This window comes from Bacteroidota bacterium, from assembly GCA_030017895.1.
Lineage (GTDB): Bacteria > Bacteroidota > Ignavibacteria > UBA10030 > BY39 > JASEGV01.
The window spans coordinates 1-14,003 of sequence record JASEGV010000073.1; the positions used below are offsets into that span (position 1 = coordinate 1).

Sequence of the window (14,003 nt, forward strand, 5' to 3'; positions counted from 1 at the left end):
CGATAAAATCTATAACACTAAACTTATATTTGAATTTTTGGAACTGCCCTTATATAAAAAAATAAAAAGGAGAACAGCTATGAAAACATTCATTTTATGTTTGTTATTTATCTATTATGTCTTTGATATTTCGGCTCAAAATAATTCAGTTATTAAAACAAAGGGTTCATCCAAGGGCACTAAAACTATATTTGATGAAACGAAAAGGATAGCAAAGGAAGATCGCCAGAGCTTGCAGAGATATTCATCAAATCTACAAAAAGATTTTCAGCGTAAACACTCTCGGCGGTTAAAAGGAAGTAGTACCCAAAATATATTATTACAGAATAATAGAAATTTAGATTCATCAATTAACCTGTTTATTGATAAAGATAACATTACCTATTCTGCGAGTAAGGAAAATATTCGGGAGTTAAAAAACGATAAATACGATACCGCAAAAGAAATCTGGGCAGCACAATATGGTTCTAAAGCCGTACCCTCTTGGGATGCCGCATTCAGAGGTTTATTTGATCAGTACGGTAATGTGTATGTGAGAGAGAATCGTCATACAGTTAAATATGATAGTAGTGGAAATGAAATTTGGAGAATAAATGAAACAGGATATGCTTGGAGGCCAGTTGAAACAGGTCTTATAGATATCGACACTATACGGAAACGAATTTTATGTAAAGTTGGTGAAGGTATAGCAATGTATAACTATGATGGGGTGAGGATGTGGTTACACGAATGGCCCGATAATAGCATATATAAATTAAAATTTTGTGGAAGCGGTGACATTTACCTCGTAGGCAGAGAATCAAATTGGGAATGCTACATACAAAAATTTTCTTCGGATGGTGAAGGTATATGGTGGGATGTTTTTGAAACGGGAGATGATCCATATGCGAGTTCTGTTGCCTTTGCCAATACAGGAAACATTTTGATTGCTTGCGACGGAATAGGAGAGGAGGAGACAGGTAGGGATATTATTATTGTTAAATACTCTCCGGATGGAGACCTTTTATGGCAAAAAAGCTATTCAAGTTCCGGAGAAAATGACGATTATGTATATGCTCTTGCGGTTGACAATTCTGGTTCGGTTTATGCAACCGGTGCAATAACCACTTCAGATGGTTTGTTACAAATGATTACTATTAAATATAGTCCATTGGGAGTAAGAAGATGGGTCAAAAAGTATATTTATCCTGGTTACTCGGATAGTGAAGGAGTATACGTACTGGCTGATAAGGTTGGCAATATTTTGGTTTTGGGTGGGATAGTAGAATATAAAAATTATCCTGAATTAGAACGTTATTACCTATTAATCAAATACTCTGCAACAGGTCAAAAACTGTGGGAAAGGACATTTAAAGGTAGCCCCTGTAAAATGGTTTTAGATAACTTGAATGATGTCTACATTACCGGAACATTTAGAGGTGGAAGCCAATATCAAGGCTTTGCAACAATCAAATATAATACTAATGGGCTTCAACAATGGGTGGTATATTATAGTATCTCAGATTTATCTAGTAGCTCAGAATTAGTATATACAGAAGCATTTGATATTGGAAGCGATGGAAAGGGCAACCTTATTGTTGTTGGAACGATGGATGACGGGGTAAATAAGTATAATTGTAATACAGCAGTCGTAAAATACAATTCTAACGGATTACAAAAGTGGGTAAGGAATTATGATGGACCTTGGCTATCTAACGACAGGGTGCGTGCTATTGATGTAGACGCGCAAGGAAATATTTACCTAACTGGTTCAACTTATAATCATTATACTGGATATGATTTTCTAACTGTAAAATTTAATAACAGAGGTGAATTAGAATGGGCTGATAAACATACAAGCATAGATGATACTTATTCTGGGGATGAAGGCGATGATATTTACGTTGATAAAAATAATAATGTATATGTAGCAGGTATTTGTTCTCCAACTTGGGATAGAACTGCCTATCTTACAATTAAATACAATACTTATGGTGTAAAACAATGGGTTGCCACTACCGAAATTTCATCTGGCCGTCATGATGTAAAAATTGTTGGGGATAAACAGGGAAACATTTACGTTGGGTATGGTGATCTTGTTAAATATGATACACTTGGTAACAAACTTTGGTCTGTTCCTATAGGGGGTGCACAGATCATTATTGATGATTTTGAAGCGATCATAGTTACAGGAGGTTCAGGAACAATGAAAATTTCAAGTGAAGGGTTACTATTGTGGACGTCCCCGTACGCTGGCGAGCAAATAGCAGTTGACCAATTAGGGAATATATATCTAACACGTCATACCATGGATGAGAAGTATAATACTATGAAACTTAATTCATCTGGTGTATTACAATGGAATGTATTTTATAGTAGAATGCCAAATGGTATCGCCCGCCCATCGCATATTGCTATCGATAAGTATTCTAATGTTTATGTTACCGGCTACAGTAGAGCCACAGGAACAGCCTTGGATTTTACAACCATTAAGTATGATTCTACAGGTGTAGAACAGTGGGTCCAATTTTACCAAGGAGGTGGCGTACCAAGAAAGATTGTTATAGATTCACTGGGGAATATTTATATAAGCGGCTCTAAGTATCTCACTCTAAAATATAATCAGGCTGGTACACTTATTTGGGTTGCACGTTATCATCCAAGCCAAACTTCTAATAGTTATGTTCAAGATATTAACATCGACAGTAAAGGTAATATTTATGTCGCTGCAGAAACATTAGAACTTTCGAATGGTGTGGATATTTCATACAGCGCGGTTAAATATTCACCAGCACGACTCGAATTTTCACATAGCTTTATAGATTTTGGCGTGGTTTCGCTGGGTTGTAAATCTATTAAAACTTCAATCCTAAAAAATATTGGATCTGAAAAATTAATAATTTCTGATGTTGAAATTGGAAATTCTAACTTCGCAATTTCGCCTAAATCGGCTACAATATTACCATTAGATAGTATCACTTGCAGTTTATTGTTTAACCCATCCGGGGCAGGTGAATATCTATCTAAATTCAATTTTATAGATGGCTCTCAAACATTAAACAATACACTCGATGCAACTGGTTTTGCAGTTCCTACTATTCCACTCAATGTTTCCAAAACATTCATTCAGTTTTCGAAGCTTGAAGTGGGTTGCAGAGACACAACCGAAATCAAGTTGTTCAACAGGAATAGTTGTCCTGATACGGTATTCCCCATGATATCAAATCCTATGTTTAAGGTAAGGACTTCGCCTATAGTATTAGCTCCATATGATTCTACTCATTTTGAAATTGTATTCACTCCCTCGCAACCGGGTGATTTCAATTCGATATTAACTTTCAATTCTTTGAGAGGAACACAATCAGATAGTATAATTGTAATTGGTAGTAGTTATGCTAATAGCCCACCCACAACAATAACTAGTATTCTAAACAATGGTTGGAATTTAGTTTCGCTGCCAGTTGAGTCGTCGTGCTCATATTCGTTCTCGAATTTATTTAAGTATACACCAATTGGTTATGTAAAAAGTAATATTTTAGAGCCATGGTCAGGTCATTGGTTAAAATCCTCTGGTGAAGAATTCAACTTTCATGGTTATCCTGTAATAGCTGATACATTTCAACTCCTTACAGGATGGAATCTGATCGGCTCCATTTCGAATCCTGTTCATACCTCATCAATAATAACAAATCCTCCTAATATAATTGCATCACAATTTTTTGGTTATCAATTAGGGTACCTAATCTGTGATTCTATTTATCCCGGTAATGGATATTGGTTAAAACTAAATTCACCCGGTAAATTAATATTATCAATAGACAACCCGATACAAAATGCAAAAATTGCGACTGTTAAGGATGAAACAAACATTTTTAATTCCCTTACGTTGAACGATGCAAATGGACAGTTGCAAACCTTATATTTTGGCATAAAACCGAATGATGATTTTTCAGCTGATATATATGAACTTCCACCTGTTCCACCATCGAACATTTTCGATGTTCGATTTGCTTCGCAAAGATTGTTAGAAATTGTTGACGAAAATAAAATTGGGATATTTCCCATCATAATTTCTTCGGCAGTATATCCTGTAACAATCTCTTGGAATTTGAAAAATATGTTTTTAGAAGCATCCTTAAAAATTGGGAAGAATGATATTCCTATCCAAGCAACAGGTCAATTTGATATACCAACATCGGATGTTCGTGTCAAACTTGTTATCAAACGATCCGTTGAACTACTTAATGAATTTGTTCTTGAGCAAAATTATCCGAATCCGTTTAATCCAAGCACGCTCATAAAATACCAACTCCCGCAGGCAAACAAGATTGAGTTAAAGATTTACAATATCTTCGGACAGGAAGTTAAAAAGCTTGTAGATGAAGTACAGGATGCAGGATATTATGAGATAGTATGGAATAGCGACAACAACACGGGTAACAATGTAGCAAGTGGTGTTTATTTTTATCGGATACAGGCTGGTTCGTTTAGTGAAACCAAGAAACTTATTTTGATGCGGTAATATTTTTTTTTAGATTTTTTAACAGAGCCGATTCAATCCGAGTCGGCTTCTTTGTTTAAATCCCTCCAATTTTCTATATTTATTAAAACTATTTAAAGTCTTATATTTAATTATGAATTTACAAAACGACATTTTCTTAAAAGCTTGTAAACGTCTGCCAACCGAACGAACACCCGTATGGATTATGCGCCAAGCGGGCCGGTATTTGCCTGAATATAGAGCTGTACGTACCAAAGCTGATTTCCTTACTCTTTATAAAACTCCCGAGCTTGCAGCAGAAGTTACAATTCAACCCGTCGATATCATTGGCGTTGATGCGGCCGATTATTTTCTCAGATATACTCGTTATTCCCGAAGCGATGGGGATGGAATTAATTGTAGAAGAAGGTAAAGGCGGACCGCGGTTCCCATCCCCCATCCGTTCGTCTTCCGAAATTGAAAAATTGTCTATCCCCGACCCATACGATAAATTAAAATATGTAATGGATGCGCTGAGTTTAACAAAACAAAATTTGGCTGGACGTGTTCCTCTAATCGGATTTGCGGGTTCGCCATGGACACTCGCAACCTATACTTATAACACGCAGCGAGGATCAATCCGATGAGTTCATCGAACTGATTCAATCGCGCGGCGGGAAAGCAATCTTGTTTCCGACAATCAAAATTACTGACCCGGATGATTGGCAGGAGTGCGATAGAGCGGTGGAATATTTAAATTCTTTCGACGGAATCATATTCACGAGCCGAAACTCGGTAGAAAAGTTTATCGCAAGAATTAATTTCAAGAACATTCCCCTTTCGGCTCTATCCTCAACGCTCCTCTTTGCGGTGGGTGAAAAAACAAAATCAATCCTCGAAAAACATAAACTCAAAACAAACGCAATTCCTGAAAATTTTACTGCCGAATCCTTGGTAGAAACAATAAAAACATTTAGTGTTCAAAACAAAAAGTTCCTCTTCCCCCGCGGTAATTTAGGGCGCGATGTTGTCATCGATAAACTTTCCGAGTATGGCGCTGAAGTAAAATCTGTGGTTGTGTATAAAACAGAAAAAGCAATCCCAGACAACCTGCACTCGATAGAAAAAGAATTATTGGAAGGCAAAATTGATGTAGTTACTTTCACAAGTCCATCCACTGTGACCAATTTCTTCTCTCTGTTTTCCGAAGATACCAAGAGCCAATTTATAAAAAATATTATCTTTGCCGTTATAGGAGAAGTAACTGCGAAATCGTTACGGAAGTTTGGAATCGAACCAACTATTATTGCCAAACCATCAACTAACAAGGGGATAGTGGAAGGGATTGAGAGATATTGTCCGGTTTGAATTTATTCTACTATTTTAATAGATTGTAATCAAATAAACTGATAGGTCGAAAAAATGATTTTAAAAAATGTTTCCCTGAACTTGCTGGTTTTTCTGTTTGCTTTGCAACTGTATGCTGGCAGTAACAGTACTTTCGATTTTTTACGGAACGATGCCGGTGCGCGGGCTTCCGCACTCGGTGGTAGTTTTCTACTTGCTTCCAACGACCCGAATACAATTTTTTATAACCCATCTCGAATGACAACAATAGCAACACCTCAAATATCATTCGGATATTTTAAGCATTTGTTGGATATTAATTCCGGACATTTAAGCTATGCACAGGAAATAAGCGGTTTCGGTTATATCGGCGGGGGGATTGTTTACACGAACTACGGTGAGTTTATGAAGCGAAACGAATTCGGCGATGAGTTAGGAAAATTTACGGCAACCGAAATTGCAATGTCGGTTGGTTATGCAAATCATTTGTACGAGAATTTAACTTACGGTGCAAGTTTAAAATTTATCTATTCTGCCATCGAAAAATATAAATCAACCGCAGTTGCTCTTGATTGGGGAGTAACTTATGTAATTTCACCCGAAAAGTTTCAAGTTGGAGCAAGTTTATTGAATCTTGGGACACAATTAGACCCGTATATGAATACAAAAGAAAGTTTACCAACCGATTTAAAAGTTGGCGCATCAGTTAAGCCCGAACACTTGCCGCTTGTACTTAATTTCAGTTTCAATAAATTAATTGAAAAACAGAATAACTTTATGTCGCGTTTCAAAGCATTTTCAATTGGAGGCGAATTTTTAGTAACTCAGAATGTTCAATTCCGGTTCGGATATAATAATGAGAGACGATCGGATTTAAAAATCGGGAAGAGTTCCGGACTTGCCGGATTTTCACTCGGGGGAGGATTTATTTACAACGAATACAAAGTCGATTACGCATTCAACTCATTGGGTAAAATTGGCGGACTGCATCGTATAGCAGTTGGCATACTTTTCTGATACAACCATTTATCCATTGAGTACATGATTCGATGATTCAATGGCTAAATTATTTTTACCTCACCAGGATTGCTTTCTTCACAGATGTGAACGAACCTGCCGAGAGCTTGTAGAAGTAAACTCCACTCGGGAAATTACTCGCATCAAATTCTACCGACTTGTAACCGGCAACTTGAAACTCGTCAATTAACTGAACGACTTCGCGCCCTAACAAATCGTAAACGCGCAATGTAACTTTTCCCGCTTCCGGAATCTGATATCTGATTATAGTTTTCGGATTAAACGGATTTGGGTAGTTCTGATGTAATACAAACTCTGCAGGTAAACCGCTATTTCTTACTTTAACCTGAGCGAGTGGCTGGTTGATATACACAGGCGAATGAACCGATAAGTATTGGTCGAGTTTCGCTTTTGAATCATCAGATGTTAAATGCAAATTAATATTTTCATCCCCTTCGAAAATCAATTGCAGCGGATAATCGACATAATTTATATTTATAATATTAACATTGGATAAAAGTCCGACATATTTATCATTTACAAATCTAACATCAAACACACCCGGTGGCGCTTGCGGCGGGAATTCAATAAATTGATCCACCTCGAAGGAATTCGTCAGGTATAATTTTGTTGAGTTACCTTTGCTGTCAATAATTTTTATCGCATTCCGGTTATTTGATTTCCGATTTGTGTAATTAGAACCTGTCGCCAATGGGCTTTCAAGTTTGATGCTTCCGTTTGCTGAAAGTTTTATCCAATACCCTTTTCCTTTTTCCAAAATTGAAGATTCTGAATATCCGCCGTTGTATGCAAAAAACTGGCTTGATAATAAGCCGGCAGGAATTGTTGTAATTGCAGAAACATTTATATTTTGATTTAATCCGCCAATCAAATTCCAGCCCTTCCTCATCGTAAATGTTATACTGTCTATCTTACTCCCTACAAATGTATGGCTGCGAGAACTGTCCATCTTTATCCAATAGCCATATCCATTTTTTATGGAATCTGCAATTATATATGATCCATTAAATTCATAAGTCTGTGAAGTTGCAGTAGGGAACAAGACAGATGGTCTTTGGTCGATTAAAGAAATGGGCAGTGATAATAAATTCCATCCCTCATTTGTATTGAAAGATGTTACAACAGGTTGAACGCCTTTGTTATAAACAGTTATTTTTATATCATCTACATAAAAACCATCGGCTACAACACTGGCATCGCTTCGGAAGTAAAAACGAATCTTAATATCATTTTCTATATACGGATCAAGACTTATTTGTTCGGTAACCCAAGCTGACTGTGAGCCGTTGTATAATGGTTGTCCGGTTGGCTGGAAACTACCCGAACCGAGTTTTGTATAGCTACCTTCTAATGGAATCCACGATGTACCGAGATTTGTTGATATCATAACTTGCACATAGTCGTATCCGTTTTCTAAATCCCACCGTGCTGAATATTCCAGCGTAGCACCGTAAGCTTTTTTTAAGCTAACACTATCTCTAAGTAGAAGTATATTTGTTGTATTGCTCGGATAGTTACCGCTCGGTGAATCGGTTGCGGATGAGGTGGGTGAAACAAAACTGCTTGTAGTTAACCCCCAGAGTGAAACTGAATTCCATCTGGTAATAGTTTTGAAACTTTCAGAAAATGCGGTTGTTATATTTGCAACAATATATCGATAGAACTGCGGTGGGGAGATTGAGCCGGGTGGGTTTAAACCGCTACCTCCGGCGGGAATTGTTTGTAAAATTTGCCCACCCTGGTCCTGAGCAGCTACATAATATTCGACAGTCGTTCCGAGAGGTTGACCGGGAATAATAAATTCATATTGAAATCCTGTAGGACCATCAATATCTGTTATATAATTAAATGCACTGAAGCCGGAACCGTAATCGACACGATAGTACAACCTTGGTTGAATGCTACCGGTACCAATAGTTAATCCGCTAATTATGTTTACACGTGCAGTTCGAGAGTCAATTATGTTGCCTGATGCAATTGGAGTGTGCTCGAGTGCAATTTTTAGATTCAAAGCATATTTTGCTAAAGTAGCCATTGTTGCCTTAACCATTTTATGGAAATAGGGAACGTTGATATACTGGAACCTGTCGCTTGTGGTATGATAATATGGATGGAAATCGTTGTTATCTTCGATTACTAAAATAGCCCCGTAGTTTTTAGCAAGGAACGATTCGTGGTCGCTGTACGGTTGCGAAGCCACAATAACTGGAACCAATCCGATATTATAAGTTGCGATATTATTTACAAAATCGTTAGCAATTTCGACAGTATTTGCAACGTTTTTTGAGTGCACATTAATTTTTCCGTCGTTGTTACCATCGTAACCAATCATATCTAAATTAATTACACCCAAAATAGTATCGTTTCGGTTGCGGGCTTGTGTTGCATAGTAGATACTTCCTACTAAACCTTGTTCCTCTTCGTCAAAGCCAATAAACTTGATTGTGTACTGAGGATTGTATTGCGATAATATTCGGGCTAATTCAATCACGCCGGCAGTTCCGCTTGCATTGTCGTCGGCGCCTGGCGCAATTGTTTCAATTGGCATATCATCGAAATGTCCACATACGACGTAATATTTATTCGGGAAATGGGTACCTACTTTTGTTCCTATTACATTTTTTCCTGTCGTGCTGAATGAATCATACTGAGCTGTTAAACCGAACCTCTGAAATTTTTCGTAAATGTATTGTGCAGCTTTGTTGTTACCAGGCTGCAATTTATGGCGTGATACTATTGTATAAGGAGAACCGCCTATAACACAACTTGTATCGCCGGATAGCTGCCTGATGTATAATCTTAAGCTATCTACAGAAACTTTATTTATTAAAGAATCCAGCAGAGTAGTTTGCGAAAAAGCATTGGTAACAAGAATCGCTAATAGAATTAAAACGTAAATATTTTTTTTCATATGTATATTCTGTTGTAATTTTGTTTGTTTTTAATTTCACTTTAAAATTAAAAGTTTTTTGATGTCTGAAAAATTTCCAGCTACTAATCTATAAAAATAGACGCCGCTCGAAAGTCCGCCTGTGGCGGATGAAACATCTAACTCAACCGATTTATATCCAGCCTCTTGAACTTCATCAACAAGTTTAGCGACCTCACGACCAAGAACATCATAAATTTTTAAAGTCGTATAACTGGAAAAAGGTAATTGATACTTGATTATTGTCTTTGGGTTGAATGGATTAGGATAATTTTGAGAGAGTGCATAAACAATTGGAGTTTCTGTTTCTTCATTGTTGTTAATATATTTTAGATATAATACAGTTTGATTCTTATCTTCTAAAAGAATACTTCCAGATATTTGTTCGATTCCGGTTAATAATTTTTGTGCAGAATTTAACAGCTCATATTTTTCGTTGTTCAATAATTCCCAAGATATTTTGATTGGGTATTCGTTCGTCGAAATATTAATCTTATTCTCTTTTGTAATTTTATGGTTGAACATATAAGAATTGTCAGCAAATCTTATATCGAAAGCCTCGGCCGGTGGTCGGGGAGGTGCTAAAAAGAATCCTGCATCGAACGAGGCATTTTCAAAACTTCCGAAGTAGAGGATGCTTGAATTTCCTCCATTATCAGTAATGAATAATTTGTTGCTCTGATTAATAATATCTTCTGCAAGAGAATTGTGTTTGGAAACTGTCGATCCGGGACGCATAATAAGTTTTCCGCCTTGTGAAACTTTTACCCAATAACCTTTTGACGGTTTTAATGTATCCGAAATTCCATAACCGTTTTTAAATCCATAAACCGGAGAACTTATAATGTTTGGAGGATTTGTAATAAGCGATTTGACTGGGAAAGGATTACTTGTACAACCAATCATATTCCATCCAGTTTTCAGATCAATCGAATCGGCTGTAAACGGACTACCCGACAACCATACCTGATGAGTCGATGGAAATTTTAGCCAATACCCCCGAAGAGATGTTAGCGAGTCGTGTTGGATATAACCATTATCAAATGTAAAAGCCGACGAATTAGCGCTCCCGAAAATAGTTGTCTTACTTCTGTCAGCAGTTCGCAACGGTAATGAAAGCATATTCCACTTTGCATCGACCGCATAACTTATAGCAGTTGTTGAATAATTTCCGAAATTATGAACAGCACTTAAATTTCCAAACGAGATTGGGACTGAATACGAACTACCGCCAACGGGTAAAGTTTGTACCCAACCGGAATTAACAGCTTGGCTGAGAGTATAATTTCCGAACGGAATATCGGCAAAAGCATATTGTCCATTAATATTTGTAGTAACGGAATCTCGTTTTGTTCCGCTTATGCGTACTTTCCATCCTGCAAGCGGTGGGTCGGTTTCGTCTTTTACTCCGTTATTATTTACATCATAAAATACTGACCCCGACATAAATGTGGTTTGCCTGTATTTTATTGTTATTACATCAGAGTAATCGAGCGAATCATATTCGGCACCTGTTACAAAAATATTTCCTAAATTATCCATCGCCATAGCTATAACTTCATCGGCAGCGCTCGTTTGATTGGCATAATATGCAACCCACTGTAATTCACCAGCCGCATTATATTTAATTGTAGCATAATTATTTTTTAGTGAGCCACCTGTAGTGCCGGATATGTATGAATTTCCCCATTGATCAACAATCATCCCCTCGAGGTAATCGTAGTCATTGCTTGGGTCGTTATAACGTGCTTCCCAAATTCGACCCCCATTTGAAGAATATTTTAGAACAATCATATCAGTGTATGATGTAGTTCCAAAACTCCATCCGCCGACATATATTTCTCCAGATGGAATTACGAAGAGGCTTTTAGGATAATCGACGCTGTTAGCCGGTCCATCATACCTGGAAACCCATTGTTGGTCGCCTGTCGGATTATATTTAATTAAAACAATATCATTCGATGTACCGACTCCGCCACTCGACCCTGTAACAATGATATTTCCTAAAGTATCTATTGCAATCGCAGTTGCAACATCGTCACTGTTTGAAGGTCCGTTGTAATACTTCACCCATTGCTGTCCACCATGGGTAGAATATTTCACCGTTGCGATATTATTTCCCGAAGTCGTTGTGGTGCAATAACCAGTAACATAGACATTGCCCGCTTTATCGATCCCTAACGATGCAGCAAAATCGTCGGAACTTGAAGAGCTGTTAAAATAACTCACCCATTGCTGTGTTCCATTTGTATTATATTTGATTGTAATATAATCGTAACCGGTATTTCCACCATAACTGTAACCAACCACATAAACATTACTTGAGGCATCAACTGAAAGAGCGATGGGTCTATCGGTACTATCCTTTGTGCTGTTAAAATTTCGAATCCATTGCACAATTCCATTTTCATTAAATTTTATTGTTACTATATCATCGCCTTTATTATAAGAGTAACTTCGCCCCGTAACGTAAACATTCTTCGATGCATCAACGGCAACCGCAACAGCTTCATCATTATCGTGGTACGGACTGTTGTAACGGGCAGTCCACAATGTATCTCCGTTTGTATCATATTTGATAATCAGAAAATCGTATAATGTACCATTGTCGAAGCTTGATCCGACAACGTAAGCATTTCCGAGATTATCTGTGGTAATTGCATACGGAATATCCTCGTATGATTGGTTATCGAAATTATTCTGACGTTCCGACCATAAAACTGTGCCCGCATTATTGTACTTCAGTATCAAAGCATCGTCCGCTTTTTCGACTGTAAAACCTGCCCCTATAACTATTAAGTCGCCGGAATTATCCACACGAATTCTATTGGCCTCACTCGAAAAATTTGTTTCAATACTGTATGGTCTGTTCCACAGCCGACTTCCAAACGCATTATATTTAATTGTGTTGAATTCAGTAGCACCTAAAAGAGAAGATGTTGTCCCTGTAACATATACGTTCTCAAAATTGTCAATATCTATACCTTCTGCAAAATCGTCGGCATTGGCGGAACCGTTGAATTGAACTCCCCAATCAACACCACCTGTGGTATTAATTTTAACAGTAAGGTAATTGTAAAGCTCAGAATAACTGTATGTATATCCGGTAAGATAAACAGTACCTCCGCCTGTAATTCGAAAAGCCGTAGGTATATCCTCGAAATTTCCGGATGAATTATAGCGTGCCGCCCATTGGCGTACTCCGCTGGGGTTATATTTTACGACTGCGATATCTATATCGGTAGTATCACCATAACTTGTTCCGGCAACAAATACATTATTGAAATTATCTACACCAATTGTTACAGGAATATCTTCGTCGAAACCGATGCCATCATAGGTTACCAGCCACAGTCTTAGTCCAACTGAATCGTATTTCATAGTCATAAAATCTATGAAAGAAGTTGGATTATAAGTCGAGCCGGTTATATAAACATTATTGAGTGCATCAATAGTAATTGCAGTTGGGAAGTCGTCGCCATTACCCGGACCATTATCACGTCGAACCCACTGCTGTGTTCCATTTGCATTATATTTGATTAAAATAAAATCGTTATTGCTGATTGGATGATAATTGTAAGCGGATACATAAACATTTCCTGATGCGTCAACTGTTAGCCCGACTGCAATGTCATCGTTTTTTGAGCCACCGCTATATCGCACCGCCCATTGTTGAACACCGTTTGTATTATATTTAATTGTGAGAATGTCGTAAGATGTATCTGGACCAATTATACAAGAGGTGATGTAAACATTTCTTTGAGCGTCAAGTTTCATTCCTGCGATGTAGTTGTCCTCACCAAAAGTATTGTCGGTAAAAACTGTCCATAACTTTACACCAATAGTATTGTATTTACTTATAGTAAATTGATAATTGCTAATACCGGACACATAAATATTTTTGGCATTATCCAGCTCTATATATTGAAAGGTATCATCAGCACTGCTTTTGTGATTATATTTTGATATCCAATGCTGATTAATTTGTGTATAAATTATTGAAGAATTTAAGAGGAGTAAGAAAAACAGATATATACTTTTTTTCATATTGATAACTAACTAATAATTAATAAATTTAGAGAAAAGATAAATATAAATTAACTCAGTGTCAAATCGTGAGCGTGTTCTTGTTCACATCAGAAAATTAGTGAAAGTAAAAAAAAATCCCAGTTTGAATTAAGGGCAGTTCCAAAAATTCAAATATAAGTTTAGTGTTATAGATTTTATCGT

Annotated in this window: 5 protein-coding genes and 1 pseudogene; 4 read left to right on the forward strand and 2 right to left on the reverse strand. The window is 37.1% G+C overall.

From position 1 onward, the window contains the following. Positions 1-79: 79 nt before the first annotated feature. The 4 genes and pseudogenes from QME58_11865 (at position 80) to porQ (ending at position 6,823) form a co-directional block, all read left to right on the forward strand. Positions 80-4,501: a T9SS type A sorting domain-containing protein gene (locus QME58_11865; protein MDI6804520.1), complete on the forward strand. Its 4,422-nt coding sequence runs from the start codon at positions 80-82 to the stop codon at positions 4,499-4,501. Positions 4,502-4,613: 112 nt separating this feature from the next. Next, positions 4,614-5,079, forward strand: a pseudogene (locus QME58_11870) (uroporphyrinogen decarboxylase family protein). A 67-nt stretch (positions 5,080-5,146) separates the two neighbouring features. Then, a complete protein-coding gene (locus QME58_11875) occupies positions 5,147-5,827 on the forward strand; it encodes a uroporphyrinogen-III synthase (GenBank protein ID MDI6804521.1) in 681 nt (226 codons plus the stop codon). A gap of 54 nt (positions 5,828-5,881) precedes the next feature. Then, complete coding sequence (gene porQ, locus QME58_11880) at positions 5,882-6,823, forward strand: type IX secretion system protein PorQ (GenBank protein MDI6804522.1); 942 nt, start codon at positions 5,882-5,884, stop codon at positions 6,821-6,823. Positions 6,824-6,878: 55 nt separating this feature from the next. On the opposite strand, the gene QME58_11885 is transcribed toward porQ, so the two are convergent. Further along, a complete protein-coding gene (locus tag QME58_11885; protein ID MDI6804523.1) occupies positions 6,879-9,755 on the reverse strand; it encodes a M28 family peptidase in 2,877 nt (958 codons plus the stop codon). A gap of 36 nt (positions 9,756-9,791) precedes the next feature. Further along, positions 9,792-13,820, reverse strand: coding sequence for an SBBP repeat-containing protein (locus QME58_11890; protein MDI6804524.1), 4,029 nt, complete (start codon positions 13,818-13,820; stop codon positions 9,792-9,794). Between the last annotated feature and the right edge of the window lie 183 nt (positions 13,821-14,003).